The following is a 21,028-nucleotide window of genomic DNA, read 5'->3' as shown; positions in this document are numbered from 1 at the left end:
GCGCGGCTTGGCCGGGGCCTCGGGGGCGTCCAGCGCGGGGCCCTCCGCGGTCGCTACGGCGGTTGCCGCGGGCTCGGCGGTCGGCTCCGTGGCCGTCGTCACCTGCTCCGCAGCTCCGCTGCGGGTGCGGCGACGCCGGCGCGGGGTGCGGGGAGCGGTCACGTCGTCCGCGGTGGTCTCCGACGGGGTGTCCGCGACGGGGGTCGTACCGCTGGAGGCCGTCTCGTCCAGTTCGGACCCGCCGCGCATACGGCGGCGGCGACGCGGCGTGCGAGCCGGGCGCTCACGGTCGGCGGAGCGGGATTCGTCCCGGCCGCCACGGCCGTCACGGCCACCGCGGCCGCGCGGACCGCCGCGTCCGCCCGTCTCGCCGAGATCCTCGACCTCCTCGGCCGCGAGCCCGGCGCGCGTGCGCTCCGAACGCGGCAGAACGCCCTTGGTGCCCGCGGGGATGTTCAGTTCCTCGAAGAGGTGCGGGGAGCTGGAGTACGTCTCCGGCGGGTCGTTGAAGTTCAGCTCCAGCGCCTTGTTGATCAGCTGCCAGCGCGGGATGTCGTCCCAGTCGACGAGGGTGATCGCGATGCCCTTGGCGCCCGCGCGGCCCGTACGGCCGATGCGGTGCAGGTACGTCTTCTCGTCCTCGGGGGACTGGTAGTTGATGACGTGGGTCACGCCCTCGACGTCGATGCCGCGCGCTGCGACATCGGTGCAGACGAGGACGTCGACCTTGCCGTTGCGGAAGGCGCGCAGCGCCTGCTCGCGGGCGCCCTGGCCGAGGTCGCCGTGGACCGCGCCGGAGGCGAAGCCGCGCTGCTGCAGCTGGTCGGCGAGGTCCGCCGCCGTCCGCTTCGTACGGCAGAAGACCATCACGAGACCGCGGCCGTCGGCCTGCAGTATGCGCGCGACCATCTCCGGCTTGTCCATGTTGTGCGCGCGGTAGACGAACTGAGCGGTGTTGCGGACCGTCTGGCCCTCGTCGTCCGGCGCCGTGGCGCGGATGTGCGTGGGCTGCGACATGTAGCGGCGCGCGAGACCGATGACCGCGCCCGGCATGGTCGCCGAGAACAGCATCGTCTGACGACGGGCCGGAAGCATGTTGATGATCTTCTCGACGTCGGGCAGGAAGCCCAGGTCGAGCATCTCGTCGGCCTCGTCGAGGACGAGCGCCTTGATGTGCTTGAGGTTGAGCTTCTTCTGGCCCGCGAGGTCGAGCAGCCGGCCCGGGGTGCCGACGACGACGTCGACGCCCTTCTTGAGGGCCTCGACCTGAGGCTCGTACGCCCGGCCGCCGTAGATGGCGAGCACGCGGACGTTGCGCACCTTGCCCGCGGTCAGCAGGTCGTTCGTCACCTGGGTGCACAGCTCGCGCGTGGGGACCACGACGAGCGCCTGCGGGGCGTCGGTGAGCGCCTCGGGCTTGGCGCGGCCCGCCTCGACGTCGGCGGGGACGGTGACGCGCTCGAGAAGCGGAAGGCCGAAGCCCAGCGTCTTGCCGGTGCCGGTCTTGGCCTGGCCGATGACGTCGGTGCCCGTGAGGGCGACGGGGAGCGTCATCTCCTGGATGGGGAAGGGGTTGATGATGCCGACGGCTTCAAGGGCCTCGGCGGTCTCGGGAAGGATCCCGAGCTCTCGGAAAGTGGTAGTCAGGGTGCTGCCTCTTCTGTGTGCGCGGCGCGAGGCGAGCGCGGGGGTCGTGTCAGACCGTGCCGGGGACGTCGGCTGCCGTACGGCGAGCCGTATGGCACGGGAGACCTCTGCCGACGCTCTAGCGCTCGAACCGCTGAGGGTCCCTCCAGGCTTTGTACGCAGAGTGCCTACGGCCGTGGAGAGCTGTCTGGTCGGAGCCGATCGGGCCACCGACCGGGCATCCTCATACGTGCGGCCTGTCGAGTAACCGTCGAGCTACGTCGATGTACTCAGCAGGCGCATTACCACCATACCCCGGAAACGCGCACATGCGATGGCCGATTAGGTCACGTTGTTGTCGTCACACCACTTCACGTAGTCGTCGTCACAGTGACTGACCAGGGACTTCCTTAGTGCGGCGAGCGGGCTATTGTGCGCTTCATGACGACCTCTGACAAGCCTGACAACGCCTCCGACGCCCCCGCCGAAGCCACCGGAGTCGCCGCCCAGGACTGGGCGAAGGCCGCCGCCGACCCGCAGTACCGCGCCGCGGTCGTCGACCTGCTCGGCGCGCTCGCCTATGGAGAGCTTGCGGCGTTCGAGCGGCTGGCGGAGGACGCCAAGCTGGCGCCGACGCTGGCGGACAAGGCGGAGCTGGCGAAGATGGCGTCGGCCGAGTTCCACCACTTCGAGCGGTTGCGCGACCGGCTCACGGAGATCGGGGAGGAGCCGACGCGGGCCATGGAGCCGTTCGTCGCGGCGCTGGACGGCTTCCACAAGCAGACGGCGCCTTCGGACTGGCTGGAGGGGCTGGTCAAGGCGTACGTCGGCGACTCGATCGCCAGTGACTTCTACCGTGAGGTGGCCGCGCGGCTCGACGCGGACACGCGCGAGCTGGTGCTGGCGGTGCTGGACGACACCGGGCATGCCGGGTTCGCCGTGGAGAAGGTGCGGGCGGCGATCGATGCGGATCCGCGGGTGGGTGGGCGGCTTGCGCTGTGGGCGCGGCGGTTGATGGGGGAGGCGTTGTCGCAGTCTCAGCGGGTGGTGGCCGACCGGGATGCGTTGTCGACGATGTTGGTGGGTGGGGTTGCCGACGGGTTCGATCTTGCTGAGGTCGGGAGGATGTTCTCGCGGATCACTGAGGCGCATACGAAGCGGATGGCTGCGTTGGGGTTGGCGGCCTAGCGCTCCGTGGGGGTGCGTCGGGTTGTTTCGCGGCTGCGGGCCGGTGGGGGCTGGTCGCGCAGTTCCCCGCGCCCCTGACGGGGCACTGTATGGGACGGCGTTTCAGGGATTACGCCGTTGCTGATCGGCGCCTCAGTCTTCCTGACGGGCGTACCAGCAGGGAAAGCGATGCTGCGGAGACCGTAGCCGCGCCGGTCAGGATCAGGAGGACGTTGCCTGCGTCCAGGGCGCTGTGGGTGAGGAAGGCGCCGAGGAGGGCGCCTGCTACGCCGGTCGGGAGGACCAGGGAGCGGGCGGGGAGGCGGTGCGAGAGGCGGTGGATCGCGGCCCAGGCCAGTGCCAGTCCGAGCACTGCGGAGCCGAGCGCTTCCAAGATCATCACGGGGTCCCTCCCACACAGCCTGCCTGCGCACCACGGACGTAGCCCGTCATACCCGTGACCTGCGGAATGCAATCCTCCTGTGTGCTCGATATGTGCTCCGTATGTGAAGGAAATCGGCCAGGGGACAGGAAAGGGCCCGGCAGTCGAGCGACCGCCGGGCCCTTTCCTTCACACGTGACTACAGCGCGCCGAAGCCCACCTTGCGCGGTGCCGGCTCGCCGAGCTCGACGTAGGCGAGGCGGTCCGCCGGGACCAGGACCTTGCGGCCGTGCTCGTCCACGAGGCTCAGCAGTGCCGACTTGCCGGCCAGCGCGTCGGACACCGCCCGCTCGACCTCCTCGGCGCTCTGACCGCTCTCCAGAACGATCTCGCGGGGCGCGTGCTGCACGCCGATCTTGACCTCCACGGCTATGTCCCTCCGACGGTCAGTGAAGTGCGCGACCTTGCGCGCCGTACGCAGCACACATTAGCCCGGTGAGGGGATGTACACGTTGCGCAGGGGAACGCCAGGAGCGAACAGCGGGCGGGAACAAACGGACGGTCATGGTGCCTCGTGCCTCGGTGCCGTACGGCGGTCAGTGGTGCTCGCTGCCGTGCAGCGGGAAGCCGGCGATGCCCCGCCAGGCCAGTGAGGTCAGCAGCTGGACCGCCTGGTCGCGCGGGACGCTGCGGTCGCTGTGCAGCCAGGAGCGGGCCACCACCTGGGCGAGGCCGCCGAGCCCTGAGGCGAGCAGCATCGACTCGGCGCGCGAGAGGCCGGTGTCCTCCGCGATGACATCGCAGATCGCCTCGGCGCACTCGTTGGTGACCTTGTCGACGCGCTCGCGTACCGCGGGCTCGTTCGTCAGGTCGGACTCGAAGACCAGGCGGAAGGCGCCGCCGTCGTCCTCGACGTACGCGAAGTACGCGTCCATCGTCGCCCGTACGCGCTGCTTGTTGTCGGTCGTCGACGCGAGCGCGTGGCGTACGGCCTGGATCAGGGACTCGCAGTGCTGGTCCAGCAGGGCGAGGTAGAGGTCGAGCTTGCCCGGGAAGTGCTGGTACAGCACCGGCTTGCTGACGCCGGCGCGCTCGGCGATGTCGTCCATCGCGGCCGCGTGGTAGCCCTGTGCCACGAAGACTTCCTGGGCGGCGCCCAGCAACTGGTTCCGCCGGGCCCGGCGCGGCAGGCGCGTGCCCCTCGGGCGTGCCGCCTCTGTCTGCTCGATGGCTGTCACGCCGCCTCCCAAAGTCGTCCACATGCGGTGTGCGCCGCGCGGCCATCGTACTTTTCGGTAACCGTGGTGTGCGCGGTGCGAGCGCAGAATTTCACGGACCGGACGGCTACGAAAGCGGGATGAAGGGTTTCAAACAGGGGTGGGTCGGGCATTATGCCGCCTCATTGCTGCTCACCGGTAGTCGTCCTCGTCCAGTGACACCACGCGGGCCTGTTCCAGCAGATCCGCCTCGCTGGCACGGTCCGGGTCCACGCCGTTCAGCGAGTCGTCGCGATCGGGCGCGACATCGGCCTGCTGCTCGGCGGCATCGCCTTCCGGGGCCTCGACGTCGATCTCCTCGTCGCTCTCCTCGATCTCCTCGAAGGTGTCGGGATCGGTCGGGTCTACGGCCATGACGGGCTCCCTTCCTACTTCCTACGAACGTCCCTGGGAAAGCAGGGGCCACATGCGGGTGCCCTCTGTACGAGCCTAGGAGACACCCGATCCGGACGCTATGCGATCCGCGTCCGGATCGTGACGCGGTGCGTCCGGGTGGGGGCCAGGGGCGTCAGCTCTCGTAATTCGCGCGGGGCTTGTGATGGCGAACACATGAACCACTGCGTGATCGTCTCGTAACATTGCTGCATGTCTTCGACCGAGCTCCCGTCCGCGCCGGCCAGCAGTGCGCTCCCGAAAGTGTCGCCCGTCAGGGTCGCTGAGGGTGAGCGGCTCCGGTCGGTGCGGCTGCCGGGAATCACGCTGACGGTCCGGTCGAGGCCCGCGGCCCGCGCAGGTCTGCCGCCCGCGCTGTACGTCCATGGACTCGGCGGTTCCTCGCAGAACTGGTCGGGGCTGATGCCGATGCTCGACGCGCATGTCGACAGCGAGGCCCTCGATCTGCCGGGCTTCGGCGATTCCCCGCCACCGGACGACGGCGACTACTCCATCACCGCCCATGCTCGCGCGGTGATCCGCTATCTCGACTCCTCCGGGCGCGGGCCCGTGCACCTCTTCGGCAACTCGCTCGGCGGCGCGGTCACCACCCGCGTCGCCGCCGTGCGCCCCGATCTGGTGCGTACGCTCACACTCGTGTCGCCCGCCCTTCCGGAACTGCGTATCCAGCCCACCGCCGTCCCGACGGCCCTGCTGGCGCTGCCCGGTGTGGCGACCCTGTTCACCCGGTACAGCAGGGACTGGTCCGCGGAGCAGCGGGTGCGCGGGGTGATGGCGCTCTGCTACGGCGATCGCGGGCGTGTGACGCCCGAGGAGTTCGACAACGCCGTGGAGGAGATGGCGCGGCGGCTGCAACTGCCGTACTTCTGGGACGCGTTGGCACGCTCCGCGCGCGGAATCGTCAACGCGTACACGCTGGGCGGCCAGCACGCGCTGTGGCGCCAGGCCGAGCGCGTCCTCGCGCCGACCCTTCTCATATACGGCGGCCGGGACCAGCTCGTCGGCTACCGCATGAGCCAGAAGGCGGCCCGTTCCTTCCGATCCTCCCGGCTGGTGTCCTTGCCGGACGCCGGGCACGTGGCCATGATGGAGTACCCCGAGGTGGTGGCGCGGGCCTTCCAGGAACTCCTCGCCGACACCGGTGAGTTGAGTGCCGTCACGGGGACCGCCGTCGAGACCGCGGGGAGCTGAGGGGCGAGGTGGGACGCCACAGTCGGCGCGGACCTGCGCCCAAGGGCGCGGTCAAGGGTGGTTCCTCCGATGGCACTCCGGCGCCTCGGAGTGCGCCGAGGGGGCCTGACGGTTCCTCTGGGCGGGGTGGCGGGAGGGTTCCTGACGGTCCTTCTGGTCGCGGTGGGCCGCGGGTTCCTGATGGCACGCCGGCGCATGGCTTTCCGAGGCTTGCGGACGGGACGCCGGCTCGGGGTGTTCCCAGGGTTCCCGACGGCACTCCGGCCCACGGCTTTCCACGGCTTCCCGACGGGACGCCCGCGCATGGTTTCCCGCGGCTTCCCGACGGAACCCCCGCGCACGGGTTCCCGCGGCTTCCCGACGGTACGCCTGCCCATGGCACCCCGCGGTTCCCCGACGGCACTCCCGCTCACGGCACCCCCCGTTACACCGACGGCACGCCCGCGCGCGGGGTCCCCCAAGTCCGGGGTGGCCACCCCGAGCAGCGGGAACCCGGTGGGGGCTGGGGTGAGTCGAGGGGGCGTGGTGGGGGCGGGTACGGGGCTCCGGCTGGGCCCGGCGCCTCGATACCGCGACAGCGGCAGGCGCCTCCGGGCGGGCCGCGTCAGGAGTACGTCGATGCGTTCGGTGAGGACGTCGATGTCTTCTCGCCCCGTGCGCCCACGTCCTCCGATCCGTACGCCTCCGTCACCGAATGGTCCGCCGCGGCGACCGGCATCGCGAACGACACCGAGGCCGACGCCGACGACGCGCCGCCCACCGGCGAGCCCGCGCAGGCCAGGGGCGGCAAGGGGCGGACCTTCGCGGGGATCGCGGCCCTCGCGGTCACGACCGTGCTGGCCGTCGTCGTGGCCGGCCAGGTCACCGGCGGGCGCGACGACGACGGCGTGCAGTCGCAGTCGGCCACTGACCAGGCCCGGGACGCCCGTGACGGTGCCTCGCGTGCGGACGGGCAGCCGACGCCCTCCACGGCGCCGAGCGAGGCGACGCTGACGTATGCGCAGAAGATGGACCAGAAGTACCCGCTCAGCGCCACGCTCGACGGCTCCGGCAAGTTCGAAGCGATCGCCGGTATCGACAAGGCGCCGGGCACGGGACAGAAGTACACCTACCGCGTGGACGTGGAGCAGGGGCTCGGGCTCGACGGTGAACTCTTCGCGCAGGCCGTGCAGAAGACGCTCAATGACGACCGGAGCTGGGCCCACGGCGGCGCCCGTACCTTCGAGCGCATCTACTCCGGCAAGCCCGACTTCGTGATCACGCTCGCCAGCCCCGGCACCACCGCCGAGTGGTGCGCCAAGTCCGGCCTGGACACGACTGAGGACAACGTGTCCTGCGACTCGGCGTCGACCGAGCGCGTGATGATCAACGCGTATCGATGGGCGCAGGGGGCGAAGACGTACGGCGATCAGATGCATGCGTACCGGCAGATGCTGATCAACCATGAGATCGGTCACCGGCTCGAGTACAACCACGTCACCTGCGACAAGAACGGCGACCTCGCCCCGGTCATGCAGCAGCAGACCAAGTTCCTCAACCACGACGGGATCCGCTGCCGGGCCAACCCCTGGCCGTATCCCGGGAGCTGACGCACGGCACCGAAGTCGGCCGTGCCGCGATCTAACGAAACGTAACTGCTTGATCTCTTAGCGCGATCGAACGCGATCCGCACGGGAAAGTTACGACCGTTCACCCCTTTTGGTGGCGTGATGGACAACCGTCCGTCGCGCCACCGCCTTGTCCGCATACGTTCTTCCCGCTGCGAGCCGTCGAGTCAACGGCGGCTCCCCATACGGGAGATCGGGGGTGCACTTGTGCGCATCGGACTGCTTACGGAGGGTGGCTATCCGTATGTGAGCGGTGACGCCAGGCTCTGGTGCGACCGGCTCGTGCGCGGGCTCGAGCAGCACGAGTTCGACGTCTACGCGCTCAGTCGCAGTGCACGCCAGGAGGACGAGGGCTGGGTGCCGCTGCCGTCGCAGGTCGGCCGGGTACGGACGGCGCCGCTGTGGACGGCCGAGGACGACGGTGTCCGGTACGGGCGGCGGGCGCGGCGGCGTTTCGCCGACTGCTACGGCGAGTTGGCGGCTGCCCTGTGCGCGACGGGGGACATCGGGGCGGAGGTCACCCCTGAGGCAGGGGCCACCTCTGAGGCAGGCACCACCTCTGAGGCGGACCGTTTCGGCAGTGCGCTGTACGGGCTCGCCGAACTCGCCCGCGACGAGGGCGGCCTGGTGGGAGCGCTCCGCTCCGAGACCGCCGTACGCGCTCTCGAACGCGCCTGTCGTGCGCGCGGCGCCCTGCGCACGGCGCGGGAGGCGCGCGTACCCGAACTCCTCACCGTCGCCGCGCACCTGGAACGCGCCCTGCGCCCTCTGTCGCTCGACTGGTACGAGGACGACGGGCTCGGCTCGGTCGACCTGTGCCACGCGGCGTCCGGTGGTCCGGCGGCCCTGCCGGGGCTGGTCGCGCGCCACTTCTCGGGCGTACCGCTGCTGGTGACCGAGTACGGCGTACAGCTGCGCACGCACTACCTGACCGTCGGCGACGCGGCACCAGCCGTACGGGCCCTGCTCGCGGCCTTCCACGGTCGGCTCGCCGCCGAGATCTACCGCCGGGCGGCCGTCATCACGCCCGGCAACTCGCACGCCCGCCGCTGGCAGGAGCGCTGCGGCGCCGATCGTCAGAAGCTGCGCACGGTGTACCCGGGCATGGAGGCCGCCCGCTTCACGGAGGTGGGCGAGGCGCCGGAGTGCGTGGATCCGGACGCCCTGGTCTGGGTCGGCCGGATCGAACCCACCAAGGACCTGGTCTCCCTGCTGCACGCCTTCGCGGAGGTCCGCAAGGAGGAACCGAAGACCCGGCTGCGGATCGTCGGCACCCCCTCGGGTGCCGAGGGCGCGGCCTACCTGGCCCACTGCAAGGCACTCGCCGCCCAGCTCTTCCCGGACGAGGCGGAGGGCCCGCACGCGGTCGGCCGCAACCCGGTGACCTTCGAGGAGATCGGCGGCCCCGAAGCTCCGACGCTCGCCGAGGCGTACGCCGGGGGAGCGGTGGCGGTCCTGTCCAGCGTCGTCGAGGGCTTCCCGATCGGCCTCGTCGAGGCCATGTTCTGCGGTCGCGCCACGGTGTCCACCGACGTCGGCGCCGTCGTGGAGGTCATCGGGGGCACCGGGCTGGTCGTGCCGCCGCGCAACCCGCGGGCGCTCGCCGAGGCGTGCGTGGCGCTACTGCGCGACCCCGAGCGCCGTGCACGCCTGGGTGCCGCCGCCCGAGCCCGCGCGCTCGAACTCTTCACGGTGGAGCAGAACACCGCGGCATTTCACGGCATTTACCTGGAGATCGTCTCGCAGTGCCCGGTCCGCCGGGTGGTCCTCGACGACGCCGGAGAACCCCTGCCGTTCGGTGCCCCCGCCGAAGCCCATGTCCCCGGCCGCTGGACCGACCCGGCGGCCCGTGTTGCGGCCCGCGGTGGCCCTGGCTGGGCGACGGGACGGCCGGTACGCGCGGGCGGCCCCGTACCCGCGACGGAGGGAGCACGATGAGCGACCTCGGCGAACTGGATCGCCCCGGCACACCCGCCGGCGCCGGAGCGTGGGACACGCGCTCGGAGGAGTGGCTGTCGGGAGCCGCCTGCTTGAGCGATGCCGGGCAGCCGCCCGCACAGCGCGAGGCAGAGGCCGACAAGTCCGCTCCCGACACTGCCCCGGCCCACGCCCACGTTCCCGGGCGTCGTGCCGCTGCCGCGGATCCGGTGAAGGCACTGATGCACCGTCATCGTGAGCTGTGCGAACGCGCCGTGGATCCCCTGGAGATCGCGGCAGGCCTGGAGGCCCACGGCGTCACCGACCGCACCGCGTCCCGCTTCCGCCACCGGGACGTCTTCTCCCTGGCGGAGGAGATGTACGCCCGTGTCTCGCGTGACGGCGAGACAACCCACCGCCCCACGCCGCCGACAGCCCTCCGGCTCCGAGCCGACTGGGCGCTGCTCACCCTGCTGCCGGGCGCACTGTGCGCGGCCACGCTGGCCGGCCTGCGCCTCACCCACGGCCAACCACGCCTGATCACGGCGGCCGTCGGCGTCCTGGCCGTGGCTCTCGGCATCCGCGCGGCCCTGTCCCGCGGCCCGCTCGCCCCGAAGAGCCGCACGCCCGAGCCCGGCAGCGGCATCTGGATCTGGTGGCTGGTGGCCTACGCCGTCCTCGGCGACGGACTGCTCCGCGTGGCCGTGGCCGGAGGACCCGACGGCCTGCCCACCGGCGCCACGGACGGCGGCCCCTGGCCCCTGGCCACCGCACCGGTCCTGGCCCTCACCCTGGCCTGCGCACCCGCGGCGTGGAGCGCCCACCTCTTCGCCGCACGAGTCCGCCGCAAACTGGTGGCCAGTCGTGGCCTGAACGAGTTCACCTCCTCCGTACGACCCCTGCTGTGCGGCACGTTCGCCCTGTTCCTGTGCCTCCTGACCGCCCTCCTCGCCCTGACCGGCGCCGCCTTGGACGAGCCCGCGGCCTACGCCCAGGCCCTCACCCTGGGCGCCCTCCTGTTCCTGGCCCGCCTCCTCACCGCCCACGGCTTCACGCACGCCCCCGCGGTCGTCCTCATCGCGACGGCGACGGTCGAAGGAGCGGCCCTGGCCACGGTCTTCGCGAGCCGCCTCCCCGGCTGCGGCTTCCTGGCCACCTCCGTCGACATGCTCGTCGAGACCTGGGGCCCCGGCAGCGTCCCCGCCCTTGCCTGCGGAGCCGCCGCCCTGACCCTCCTGCTCCACGCGAACCGCCGACTGACGAGGGCTTCGGCCCACGCGCGATCGGACGGGGCGCCATGAGACGCGCATCTGACGAGTTGCCGGGCCACGTGGGCATCGGACGAGTCGCCGTTCCACGCCCTCCGCACCGGACAAGTCGCCGTGCCACGTGCGCATCGGACGAGTCGCCGTTCCACGCCCCCAGCACCGGACGAGTCGCCATGCCACGCGCGCACCAGACGAGTCGCCATGACGCACGACGCGACAGCGGGCGACACACACCCCGGCCGGTCGGCTGTATGCCGGCCGCCCCGAACCACCACCCCCGAGAAGGAGAACCCCAGATGATCACCTCCCGACCCGGAACCTCGGCCCCGGGAGCCGCCCGATGAGGGTCCTGCTGATCGGAGCCAACGGCTACCTCGGCCGCTTCGTCGCCGACCGTCTGCTCGCCGACCCGGCCGTCCAGCTCACCGCGCTCGGCCGCGGCGACGACGCGGACGTCCGCTTCGACCTCGCGTCCGGCAGCCCCGGCGCGCTCACCCGCTTCCTCGACGCGGTGCACCCCGGTGTCGTCGTCAACTGCGCCGGCGCCACCCGAGGCGGCGCCCGCGAACTCACCCGCCACAACACCGTCGCCGTGGCCACCGTCTGCGAGGCTCTTCGCCGCAGCGGCTGCGGCGCCCGCCTCGTCCAGATCGGGTGCGGCGCCGAGTACGGGCCCAGCCAGCCCGGCTCCTCCACGGCCGAGGACGCCGTGCCCCGCCCCGGCGGCCCGTACGGCGTCAGCAAACTCGCCGCCACCGAACTCGTCCTCGGCTCCGGCCTGGACGCCGTGGTCCTCCGCGTCTTCTCACCGGCAGGCCCCGGCACCCCCGCCGGCTCCCCGCTCGGCCGCCTGGCGGAAGCCATGCGCCGCGCCATGCAGTCCGGCGACGGTGAGCTCAAGCTCGGCGGCCTCGGCGTCCAGCGCGACTTCATCGACGTGCGCGACGTCGCCCGCGCCGTGCACGCCGCCTCGCTCTCCGCCGCGCAGGGCGTCATCAACATCGGCTCGGGACGCGCCGTCCGTCTCCGTGATGCCGCGGCGGTCCTCGCGCGCGTGGCCGGATATGGCGGTGCCCTCCATGAACTCGACGGCCACCCGGGCCCCTTGAGGGCCACCATCGGCCATCCCCGCTCCGAATCGGACCACGCGGCCCCGGTCGCGTACCCGTACCCGGACGGCTGCGGCAGCTGGCAGCAGGCCGATGTGCGCACCGCACGCGACCGGCTCGGCTGGCGCCCCCGGATCAACCTCGAAGAGTCCCTCGCCGACATCTGGATGGAGGCGGCATGCCGCATCTGACCAGCACCGAACCGAGCACTGCCAGCACTGACCTGCGCACCGGCTTCGGCATCCCGGGTTTCGCGCACCCCCTCGTCGCCCCCGCCGAGTGGGCCGAACTCACCCGCCCCGGCACCCCGGTGCACTGGGCCGTCCTCAATGTCGCCGACGGCCCGGGCACCCGCCCCGACCCGCACTGCCTGGAAGCGGCCGGCCGGCTCCGCAACGCGGGCCTGCGCGTCCTCGGCCACCTCGACACCACCTACGGCGCCCGAGTGTTCGGTGAGCTGATCTCCGAAGCGCACCGCTATCTCGACTGGTACCAGGTCGACGGCTTCCTCCTGGACCGCTGTCCCACCGAAGGCGCCGCGCTCCCGGAGGTCCACCGCACGGTCACCACACTCCGCGCGATCAGTGACGACCCCCACATCGTCCTCGGCCACGGCACCCATCCCCACCCCGGCTACGCCGAGAGCGCCGACCAACTGGTCACCTTCTCCGGCCCGTGGAGCGACTACCGCTGGTCGCAGGTGGCGGAGTGGACCGCAGACCACCCGCCCGAGCGCTTCTGCCACTTGGTGCACGGAGTGCCCCTCGGCCACCTCGACGAGGCGCTGCGCATCGCCCGCTGGCAGGGTGCCTCGACGATCTGGTTCACCGACCGCACGGACCACGGCGGCCGCACCGACCCCTGGGAGACGATGCCCGGCTACTGGGACGACATCGTCTCGCGGGTCGGAACGGGTGTCTCGGAATGAAAAAGCGCATGGCACTGTTACGGGGAGAACAACTGTAGTGATTGACCGACCAACGGAGCCCCCGTGTCGCTGCCACCCCTGGTCGAGCCAGCTCCTGAGCTCACCGTAGACGAGGTCCGCAGGTACTCCCGTCACCTGATCATCCCTGACGTCGGGATGGACGGGCAGAAGCGGCTGAAGAACGCCAAGGTGCTCGCTGTTGGCGCTGGCGGCCTGGGCTCGCCTGCCCTGATGTACCTGGCCGCCGCGGGCGTCGGCACCCTCGGCATCGTTGAGTTCGACGAGGTCGACGAGTCGAACCTGCAGCGCCAGATCATCCACAGCCAGGCCGACATCGGCCGCTCCAAGGCCGAGTCGGCCCGTGACTCCGTCAAGGGCATCAACCCGTACGTGAACGTGATCCTTCACGAGGAGCGGCTCGAGGCCGACAACGTGATGGAGATCTTCAGCCAGTACGACCTGATCGTCGACGGCACGGACAACTTCGCGACCCGCTACCTGGTCAACGACGCCTGCGTGCTGCTGAACAAGCCGTACGTCTGGGGTTCGATCTACCGCTTCGACGGCCAGGCCTCCGTCTTCTGGTCCGAGCACGGTCCCTGCTACCGCTGCCTCTACCCGGAGCCCCCGCCCCCCGGCATGGTTCCCTCCTGCGCCGAGGGCGGTGTCCTGGGCGTGCTGTGCGCGTCCATCGGCTCCATCCAGGTCAACGAGGCCATCAAGCTCCTCGCGGGCATCGGTGAGCCGCTCGTCGGCCGCCTGATGATCTACGACGCCCTGGAGATGCAGTACCGCCAGGTCAAGGTCCGCAAGGACCCCAACTGCGCGGTCTGCGGCGAGAACCCGACCGTCACCGAGCTCATCGACTACGAGGCCTTCTGTGGCGTCGTCTCCGAGGAGGCCCAGGAGGCGGCGGCCGGTTCGACGATCACTCCCAAGCAGCTCAAGGAGTGGATCGACGACGGCGAGAACATCGAGATCATCGACGTCCGCGAGATCAACGAGTACGAGATCGTCTCCATCCCGGGCGCCAAGCTGATCCCGAAGAACGAGTTCCTCATGGGCACTGCCCTGGAGACCCTCCCGCAGGACAAGAAGATCGTCTTGCATTGCAAGACGGGTGTCCGCAGTGCGGAAGTCCTCGCCGTGCTGAAGTCCGCGGGCTTCGCGGACGCCGTGCACGTCGGCGGCGGCGTGATCGGCTGGGTCAACCAGATCGAGCCGAGCAAGCCGGTCTACTGACCTCAGGTCTTCCGAACGGCGGGGGTCGCATGCACCACGGGTGCGCGCGGCCCCCGCCGTCGTCATGAACAGACCTTGCCGTCCTTCGGCACCTTGCCGTCGAGCAGATACGCGTTCACGGTCGAGTCGACGCAGTCGTTCCCGTTGCCGTACGCGCCGTGACCCTCGCCCTTCCAGGTCAGCATCACGCCGACGCCCCGGCCCAGTTCGTCCGCCATCCTGCGGGCGCCCTCGTACGGCGTCGCCGGGTCGCCGGTGGTGCCGACGACCAGGATCGGCGCCGCTCCGGGCGCGCTCACCTCCGGGGTCTCGTACTGTCCGGGCACCGGCCAGTCGTGGCAGAAGCCGGCCGTGTCCCAGCCGAAGAAGTCCCCGAAGACCGGCGAGATCTTCTCGAACCTCGGCAGGAGCTTCTTCGCCTCGGCGGCCGTCGGCCGCTCCTTGTCGTCCGAGCACGATATGACCCGTTGTGAGTGGGTCGTCGTGCCGTAGTGCCCCGATGCGTCACGCTCGTTGTAGCCGTCGGCGAGCGCCAGGAGTTCGGAGCCGTCGCCTTCCTCCGCCGCCGTCAGGGCACTGGTCAGTGTCGGCCAGGTCGCACGGTTGTACAGCGGCAGCGCGAGGCCGGTGACCGCGAGCGTCTGCGTCAGCTCCCGGCCGGACGACGTCGGCAGCGGATCCGCGTCGATCCGGTCCAGCAGGTCCGCGATCTTCCGGGAGCCCTCCTTGGGGTCCTGGCCGGTGGACTTCACGTAGTTGTCCAGCGCGCGCTGGAAGCCCCTGGCCTGGTTCTCGGCGTGACCCACCGTCCCGGCGGTCGGGTCGACGACCGCGTCCAGGATCAGCCGCCCCACATTCCGCGGGAACAAGTGGGCGTAGACCCCGCCGAGTTCGGTGCCGTAGGAGATGCCGAAGTAGTGCGTCTTGGCGTCGCCGAGGACCTGGCGCATCAGGTCCATGTCGCGGGCGGTGTCCGTGGTGGACGCATGGGCCATCAGCTCCCCGGCGTCCTTCTCGCAGCCCTTCGCGAAGTCGGCCGAGTTCTGGAGGTAGGCCTTTTCCTCGGCCCCGGTGTCCGGGGTCACGTCGGCGGCCTCGGCGGCCTGGATCTCCTTGTCGCCGCGGCAGCGGACACCCTCACTGGCGGCAACGCCGCGCGGGTCCCAGCTCACCAGGTCGTAGCGCTCGCGGAGCAGGGTGTACGACGATGAGAACGACGGCAGGCCGGAGACGCCCGAGCCACCCGGGCCGCCGAAGTTGAACAGCAGCGATCCGATGCGGTCGTCCCCGGTGGCCTTGGCACGGATCAGCGCGAGGCCGATCGTCTCGCCGTCCGGTTTCGCCCAGTCCAGCGGCACCTTGAGCGTCGCGCACTGCCAGTCGCCGCCCGGCGCGGGCGCGTCCGCGGTAGCCTCGCAGCGCCCCCAGTCCAGCTTCTGCGAGGTCAGTGAGGACGGCAGCCGATCCGCCGTACCCCCCGCCGTGCCGGAGGAACCGGACGACGGCGCCGTAGTGGAGGACCGCCCCCCGCTGCTCTCCTCCCCGTCCTTCCCGTCGTCGGACGAGCCGCTTCCGCAGCCCGCCGCCAGCAGTGCGGCGGCGGCCGTCAGAGCCGTCCACCGGACGATACGTGCCATGTGCAATTCCCCCCTCGCAAGCCGTCCGCCTGGATCCGCGGATGGCGGTCAGGCCATGGTAGGCGGATCTCGCAGCACCTGCCGGGCCCTGTGGATAACCTTCTGACCTGCATGTTTGCTTGGATTTCAGTCCTGGCTTCAGGAGCAGACGGTCCCGGCGGCCGGGACCTTCCCGTCCAGCAGATAGCCGTTCACCGCGCTCTGCACGCACTTGTTCTTGCTGTCGTAGGCGCCGTGCCCCTGCCCCTTGTACGTGAGCTCGACACCGACGCCCTTGCCCAGCGCCTGCGCCATCTTGCGCGCGCCCTCGTACGGTGTGGCCGGGTCGCCGGTGTTGCCCACGACCAGGATCGGGGCCGCGCCGGGCGCGCTCACGTCAGGGTGGTCGGCGGAGCCCGCCACGGGCCAGTCCGTGCAGCTGATCATGGACCAGGCGAGATAGTCGCCGAACACCGGCGAGGCGGCCCGGAACTCCGGCAGTTTCCGCTCCACGTCGGCGGGGGTGTAACGCGGCTTGTCGTCCGCGCAGTTGATGGAGATGTTGGCCGCCGTGAGGTTGCTGTACTCGCCGTTCTCGCTGCGCCCGTTCAGTGAGTCGGACAACAGCATCAGGATCTGGCCGTTGCCGTCGTACGCCTGATCCAGGCCCTGAGTGAGGTACTCCCAGAAGTCCTGGGAGTACAGGGCCTGTGCGATGCCGCTGGTCGCCGCGGTCTGGGTCAGCTCGCGGGGGAAGACGCCGGTGATCGGCCTTCTGTCGAGGTCCTTCAGCAGCTTGGCGATGCGGTTCTTGACGTCCTGCGCGCTGTCGCCGATCGGACAGTCCTCGACCTGCGAGGTGCAGTGCTCGGCGAAGTTGTCGAGTGCGAGCTGGAAGCCCTCGGCCTGGCCGAGCGAGCCCTGCTCGGGGTTCTCCGTCGGGTCGACGACCGCGTCGAACACGGCTCGGCCCACGTTCTTGGGGAACAGGTGGGCGTAGACGCCGCCGAGTTCGGTGCCGTAGGAGATGCCGAAGTAGTGCAGCTTGTCGTCGCCGAGGACCTGGCGCATCAGGTCCAGGTCACGGGCCGCGTCGGTGCTGCGCACATGCGGCAGGACCTTTTTGGAGTTCTTCTCGCACGCCGCGTTGAACTCCTTGGTGCTGTCCAGGAGTTCGGTGCGCTCGGCGGCGTTCTCGGGGGTGGCGTCCTGCTGGAAGTAGGCGTCGAGCTGCTGGTCGTTCTCGCACTTCACAGGGGCGCTGCGGCCCACCCCGCGCGGGTCGAAGCTCACCAGGTCGTAGCGGGTGCGCAGTTTCGCGTAGTCCTCGCCGAAGGCGGGCAGCGTGGTGACGCCCGAGCCTCCGGGCCCGCCGAAGTTGAAGATGAGCGAGCCGATGCGCTTGCTCTCGTCGCCGCTCGCCTTGGCGCGGATGAGCGCGATACCGATGGTGTCGCCCTTGGGCTCGTCCCAGTCGAGCGGCGCCTTCATGGTGCTGCACTGCCATTCGTCGCCGTTCGCCAGAGGTGACGGGGCGCCTCCGCCGCCCTGCGCCTGGGACGGGGCCGGGCAGTCCTTCCAGCTCAGCGACTGGGCCGACAGATCCTCGTTCTGCGAGTCGTCGCCGCAGCCCGCCAGCACGGCGGACAGCAGCACGGCGGTGGCGGTCAGGGCAGCGGCGCGCAGCCGGGAGCGGTTGGGCATGACCCCATCCTGCGGTGGCGCCCGGATGTGCGCTCGGGGCGCGAGCCGTACGAGGTACGACCTACAGGGCGCCCTTGCGCGTCAGGTGGTTGAAGGCCAGCCAGCCCGGCAGCACCGGCAGCCACAGGGTCAGCAGCCGGAACAGCAGCACCGCGGGGGCGGCGACCTCACTGGGCAGGCCTACGGCGATCAGACCGACCGTCAGGGTCGCCTCGACCGCGCCCACACCGCCCGGTGTCGGGGCGGCGGATCCCAGTGCGTTGCCGGCGAGGAAGACGACGGCGACGCTGGCGATGCTGATCGACGTCGATTCGTTGCCGAACGCGCGGATCGACGCGTCCAGGCACATCACGAAGCAGGCGGTCAGCAGGAGCATGCCGCCGATGCCGGTCAGCAGCTTCTGCGGGCGCTGCAGTACGTCGAGCATGCGCGGCACGACACCCGCGAACAGCGACCTCACGCGCGTGGAGACGAATTTCCGCAGGAACGGCACCGAGGTCACCACGAGCACCAGCACCGCCACTGTCAGCAGACCCGCGATGACCGTCCGGGACGGCGACAGCGACGGCGTCTTCTCGGTGCCGGTGAGATAGCCGAAGGCCAGCAGCATCATGATGTGGGCGCCGAGCCCGAACAGCTGAGAGGCGCCGACACTCGCCACCGCGAGCCCCGGCCGCACGCCCTCGCGCTGCAGGAACCGTGTGTTCAGAGCCACGCCGCCCACCGCGGCCGGGGCGACGATCTTCACGAAGGACCCGGCGACCTGGGCGGCCACGGTCCGCAGGAACGGCACCCGCTCCGGCACGAACCCCAGCAGCGCCATCGCCGCGGCGAAGTAGCTGCACGCCGAGAACAGCACGGCCGCCGCGACCCAGCCCCACTCGGCGTTGGCGATCAGCGGACCGAACTCGATGTGCGTGAGCTGCGTCAGCAGGAAGTACGCGCCGATCGCACCGGCGATGAGGCTGATCAGCGTGCGTGGCCGCACCCGCTCCAGTCGGGCCGGCTCGACCGGCGCCTGCGGCCTGATCAGCAGCACCTGGTGGCGGATCTGCGTGAGCAGATCCTCCTCGCGCGCCTCCTCCATGGCCTCGTCGATGGCCCGCTTCTCGGCTCGCTGCTCCGCTCGTACGGCCTTCTTGTCGAGCTTGTCGAGTACGGGCTTCGTGTCCTCGTGGGCCTGGCCGTGGGCCTCGTCCAGCCGGGCCTGCTTGGCCTGCCGGGACGCCTCCACGACGGCGTCGCGCTCGCGCTGCGCCCGCTCCCGGGCCAGTTTCCGCAGTGTCGCGCGCGTGGAGCGCGTCAGCGCGATGGGCTGGAGCATCGGCAGACAGTCGGCGACGGCGTCGGGACCGAGGACCTCGACCGCGGAGGCCACCGCGCGCTCGGCGCCCACGCGCAGCCCGAGCGTCGTCACCAGTTGGGCGATGTCCATGCGCAGCAGCAGTTCACCGGCCGCGATCTCGCCGCCGCGCAGATCGGTGAGAATGACCGTGCCGGAACGATCCACCAGGATCGCGTCGCCTGCCAGCCTCCGGTGCGCGATCCGCCGCGACTGCAGCGCCTGCACCTGGTGCCAAGTGCTGCGCAGCAGATCGTCGGTGATCTCCTTGTCGTCCAGCGAGTCGAGTGTGCGTCCGCCGGTGTGCTCGTAGACGAGCATCACGGCGTCCGGGCCGAGCTCGGAGGTGGCGATCAGCTTGGGCGCGTTGGCACCGGCCGCGATGGCCGCGTAGGCGAGCAGCGCCTCCTGCTCCAGCGCCTGGCGCAGCGACTGCAGACTGCGGCGGGTGGCGATGCCGCGCAGCGTCAGATTGCGCCACACCCGGTAGAAGAAGCCCTGTGCCTGCTGCTCGCGGTCGACGACCGTGACGTCCAGCGGTGGACCGTCCTCCAGGGTGACGAAGTAGCGCCGGCCCCGGTCGCCGCTCTCCGCCGTCTCCTGGGTGTCCTCGCGGGACGCGGTTACCGGGCGGAAGCCCACATGCCTCAGGCCCGCCATCAGTGTCCGTCCGGTAGGACGGACGTTGGGCGAGCCGACCGCGTACAGCGTCCCGTAGGCGACGGTCCAGCCGATCAGCACCGTCAGGATGATCGAGAACGGCGTGGTGTAGCCGGTGACGAGCATCGAGAAGGCGTCCAGGAGCAGCACGATCCACAGCACCGCGCGCCAGCGTGGCCGACGCGACATGCCGACGGCCGTCATGTAGGCGATGACCGGGGCGAGATAGCCGTGCACGGGGTCGGTGAGGGCGTGGATGTCGCCGGGGGAGGGCTGGGTGAGCGCCTCCTGGATCGAGTCGGGTGCCGCCTTGGCGACCCACAGATCGGTGGCGAGCGTCACTCCGTGCGCGAGGACCGCCGCGAGCACACCGTCGGCGATACGCAGGCCGTCCCGCTTGATCAGCCGCTCGATCGCGAACGCGACCGGCACCAGGAGGATTGCGATGCTGGACGCCAGTCCCGCGATCTTGATGAGCAGATCGGGTGCCTGCCCGGTGCCCTTGTTGATGTCCTGTTCGAGGCCCGAGGTGGTGCCGTGCGCGAACGCTGCGATCGCGATCAGCACGGCGACGGCCAGCACGCCCACCAGGAGACGCATCAGGTCGGACGGGCGGTGCACGCGCGCGGGGAGGAGCGGTTCGTCGCCCTCGACCTCGTCGGTGTGCGGGTCGTCCTCGTCGGGGTGGGCCTCGTCGAAGTGCTCGGCACCTGGGCCGGAGATGCTCGCGACCACCGCCTCCTCGGCTGTGTCGTGCGCGTCCTTGTCGTCCGCGTCGGCGGTGTGCGGGCGCGACGAAGCGTCAGAGGTGCTCTTCGCGTCCTCCGGGTGCACACCCTGCTGCTTCATCGTCTCTTCTTGATCTCGTATCACCGATCACCGCCCGCACGATGGTGGCATGCCCCACCGACACACAGGGGCATCAGGGTGCAAACGCGGGGGCGCACAGTCTGCCCGAAGCGCCGCTCGGGAGCGAGGGATACGCACAGTCACGAGGGCGTCACATTGTCGGTGGGGTACGGCAGGATGGGACGGATGAGCGAGGAGAGCCTTCCGGAGTACGCAGAGCGGGTCCTCGAGGTCGCCGAGCTGATTCCGCCGGGGCGCGTGATGACGTACGGCGATGTCGCCGAGTGGCTTCAGAGCGAAGGGGGCGAGCGCGGAGCGCTCTCCGGCAAGGGCGGTGGTGGGCGACGGGAGGGAGGGCCCCGGCAGGTCGGCCGGGTGATGGCGCTCTATGGAGGAGCCGTTCCGTGGTGGCGGGTCATCCGTGCGGACGGCGTCCTGCTGCCCGGTCACGAACTGCGGGCGCTCGACCACTACCGCGCGGAGGGCACACCGCTGAAGGAGGCGAGCAGGGCGGCCGAGGGCCACCTGCCTCGGGTCGACATGAAGCGGGCGCGGTGGGACGGCGGCGAACACGCGGAACCTCACACCTGACAGCTTCCGCCATCGGACCCACCCAGGGGCAACCTGTGGCCCGTACGGGGGAAACAGGGCACGTCCGTGGCATGCCGTACGTTCGTGGAGTGAGGGACGCACGAGACGTGAGCGCACCGACGGGGCGGATGCGCCAATCGGAAGCCCTGCTTCCGCACC

General features: G+C 70.7%; 16 protein-coding genes and 1 pseudogene. 9 read left to right on the top strand and 8 right to left on the bottom strand.

The window, feature by feature from the left end; all coding sequences use genetic code 11:
* Positions 1–1,554: DEAD/DEAH box helicase (locus AB0I98_RS43250; protein WP_362951534.1), on the bottom strand; the 1,554-nt coding region annotated here is incomplete at its 3' end.
* Positions 1,555–2,058: 504 nt separating this feature from the next.
* Between AB0I98_RS43250 and AB0I98_RS43245 the strand changes: the two genes are divergently transcribed.
* Positions 2,059–2,814, top strand: coding sequence for a ferritin-like domain-containing protein (locus tag AB0I98_RS43245; protein ID WP_210577226.1), 756 nt, complete (start codon positions 2,059–2,061; stop codon positions 2,812–2,814).
* A 109-nt stretch (positions 2,815–2,923) separates the two neighbouring features.
* On the opposite strand, the gene AB0I98_RS43240 is transcribed toward AB0I98_RS43245, so the two are convergent.
* From AB0I98_RS43240 to AB0I98_RS43225, 4 genes are all read right to left on the bottom strand, one after another.
* On the bottom strand, positions 2,924–3,193 hold the full coding sequence (locus AB0I98_RS43240) for a hypothetical protein (RefSeq protein WP_328371944.1): 270 nt from the start codon (positions 3,191–3,193) through the stop codon (positions 2,924–2,926).
* Between the two features lie 181 nt (positions 3,194–3,374).
* A complete protein-coding gene (locus tag AB0I98_RS43235; protein WP_210577227.1) occupies positions 3,375–3,602 on the bottom strand; it encodes a DUF3107 domain-containing protein in 228 nt (75 codons plus the stop codon).
* Positions 3,603–3,771: 169 nt separating this feature from the next.
* Positions 3,772–4,413, bottom strand: a complete 642-nt coding sequence (locus AB0I98_RS43230; RefSeq protein ID WP_147993574.1) for a TetR/AcrR family transcriptional regulator — start codon at positions 4,411–4,413, stop codon at positions 3,772–3,774.
* 171 nt (positions 4,414–4,584) lie between these two features.
* The gene (locus tag AB0I98_RS43225) at positions 4,585–4,806 is read right to left on the bottom strand and encodes a hypothetical protein (protein WP_210577228.1); all 222 of its coding nucleotides are present in this window, start codon (positions 4,804–4,806) and stop codon (positions 4,585–4,587) included.
* Between the two features lie 231 nt (positions 4,807–5,037).
* On the opposite strand from AB0I98_RS43225, the gene AB0I98_RS43220 reads away from it, so the two are divergent.
* The 7 genes and pseudogenes from AB0I98_RS43220 (at position 5,038) to moeZ (ending at position 14,107) form a co-directional block, all read left to right on the top strand.
* Positions 5,038–6,036, top strand: a complete 999-nt coding sequence (locus AB0I98_RS43220; protein ID WP_362951532.1) for an alpha/beta hydrolase — start codon at positions 5,038–5,040, stop codon at positions 6,034–6,036.
* 278 nt (positions 6,037–6,314) lie between these two features.
* Positions 6,315–7,625, top strand: a pseudogene (locus AB0I98_RS43215) (DUF3152 domain-containing protein); the annotation flags it as partial.
* 225 nt (positions 7,626–7,850) lie between these two features.
* Entirely contained in the window at positions 7,851–9,581 is a 1,731-nt protein-coding gene (locus tag AB0I98_RS43210) for a DUF3492 domain-containing protein (RefSeq protein ID WP_362951531.1), read from the top strand.
* Positions 9,578–10,861, top strand: a complete 1,284-nt coding sequence (locus AB0I98_RS43205; protein WP_362951529.1) for a hypothetical protein — start codon at positions 9,578–9,580, stop codon at positions 10,859–10,861. The genes AB0I98_RS43210 and AB0I98_RS43205 overlap by 4 nt, the downstream gene beginning before the upstream one ends.
* 307 nt (positions 10,862–11,168) lie before the next feature.
* A complete protein-coding gene (locus AB0I98_RS43200; protein WP_328357368.1) occupies positions 11,169–12,128 on the top strand; it encodes an NAD-dependent epimerase/dehydratase family protein in 960 nt (319 codons plus the stop codon).
* Positions 12,116–12,865: a spherulation-specific family 4 protein gene (locus AB0I98_RS43195; RefSeq protein ID WP_362951527.1), complete on the top strand. Its 750-nt coding sequence runs from the start codon at positions 12,116–12,118 to the stop codon at positions 12,863–12,865. Before AB0I98_RS43200 ends, AB0I98_RS43195 begins: the two co-directional genes overlap by 13 nt.
* A gap of 63 nt (positions 12,866–12,928) precedes the next feature.
* Positions 12,929–14,107, top strand: a complete 1,179-nt coding sequence (gene moeZ, locus AB0I98_RS43190; RefSeq protein ID WP_362951526.1) for an adenylyltransferase/sulfurtransferase MoeZ — start codon at positions 12,929–12,931, stop codon at positions 14,105–14,107.
* A gap of 62 nt (positions 14,108–14,169) precedes the next feature.
* Here moeZ and AB0I98_RS43185 read toward each other — a convergent pair whose 3' ends face one another.
* The 3 genes from AB0I98_RS43185 to AB0I98_RS43175 all read right to left on the bottom strand — a co-directional run bounded on the left by AB0I98_RS43185 (position 14,170) and on the right by AB0I98_RS43175 (position 20,278).
* A complete protein-coding gene (locus AB0I98_RS43185; RefSeq protein ID WP_362951524.1) occupies positions 14,170–15,744 on the bottom strand; it encodes an alpha/beta hydrolase in 1,575 nt (524 codons plus the stop codon).
* Between the two features lie 138 nt (positions 15,745–15,882).
* The gene (locus AB0I98_RS43180) at positions 15,883–17,427 is read right to left on the bottom strand and encodes an alpha/beta fold hydrolase (protein WP_362951523.1); all 1,545 of its coding nucleotides are present in this window, start codon (positions 17,425–17,427) and stop codon (positions 15,883–15,885) included.
* A 61-nt stretch (positions 17,428–17,488) separates the two neighbouring features.
* Entirely contained in the window at positions 17,489–20,278 is a 2,790-nt protein-coding gene (locus tag AB0I98_RS43175; protein WP_362951522.1) for a lysylphosphatidylglycerol synthase domain-containing protein, read from the bottom strand.
* Between the two features lie 177 nt (positions 20,279–20,455).
* Between AB0I98_RS43175 and AB0I98_RS43170 the strand changes: the two genes are divergently transcribed.
* Complete coding sequence (locus tag AB0I98_RS43170; protein ID WP_328357351.1) at positions 20,456–20,869, top strand: MGMT family protein; 414 nt, start codon at positions 20,456–20,458, stop codon at positions 20,867–20,869.
* Positions 20,870–21,028: the final 159 nt, after the last annotated feature.

The organism is Streptomyces sp. NPDC050211 (genome assembly GCF_040656035.1).
In the GTDB taxonomy this organism is placed as follows: domain Bacteria; phylum Actinomycetota; class Actinomycetes; order Streptomycetales; family Streptomycetaceae; genus Streptomyces.
Note: the sequence above shows the minus strand (reverse complement) of the source record. Positions and strands in the feature narration are given on the sequence as shown.

What these genes read in the sequence shown, in the direction of transcription:
- AB0I98_RS43170 (WP_328357351.1), top strand. Translation starts at nt 20,456, where the DNA reads ATGGGACGGATGAGCGAGGAGAGCCTTCCGGAGTACGCAGAGCGGGTC.
- AB0I98_RS43205 (WP_362951529.1), top strand. Translation starts at nt 9,578, where the DNA reads ATGAGCGACCTCGGCGAACTGGATCGCCCCGGCACACCCGCCGGCGCC.
- AB0I98_RS43175 (WP_362951522.1), bottom strand. Translation starts at nt 20,278, where the DNA reads ATGAAGCAGCAGGGTGTGCACCCGGAGGACGCGAAGAGCACCTCTGAC.
- AB0I98_RS43185 (WP_362951524.1), bottom strand. Translation starts at nt 15,744, where the DNA reads ATGGCACGTATCGTCCGGTGGACGGCTCTGACGGCCGCCGCCGCACTG.
- AB0I98_RS43180 (WP_362951523.1), bottom strand. Translation starts at nt 17,427, where the DNA reads ATGCCCAACCGCTCCCGGCTGCGCGCCGCTGCCCTGACCGCCACCGCC.
- AB0I98_RS43240 (WP_328371944.1), bottom strand. Translation starts at nt 3,193, where the DNA reads ATGATCTTGGAAGCGCTCGGCTCCGCAGTGCTCGGACTGGCACTGGCC.
- AB0I98_RS43225 (WP_210577228.1), bottom strand. Translation starts at nt 4,806, where the DNA reads ATGGCCGTAGACCCGACCGATCCCGACACCTTCGAGGAGATCGAGGAG.
- AB0I98_RS43220 (WP_362951532.1), top strand. Translation starts at nt 5,038, where the DNA reads ATGTCTTCGACCGAGCTCCCGTCCGCGCCGGCCAGCAGTGCGCTCCCG.
- AB0I98_RS43195 (WP_362951527.1), top strand. Translation starts at nt 12,116, where the DNA reads ATGCCGCATCTGACCAGCACCGAACCGAGCACTGCCAGCACTGACCTG.
- AB0I98_RS43200 (WP_328357368.1), top strand. Translation starts at nt 11,169, where the DNA reads ATGAGGGTCCTGCTGATCGGAGCCAACGGCTACCTCGGCCGCTTCGTC.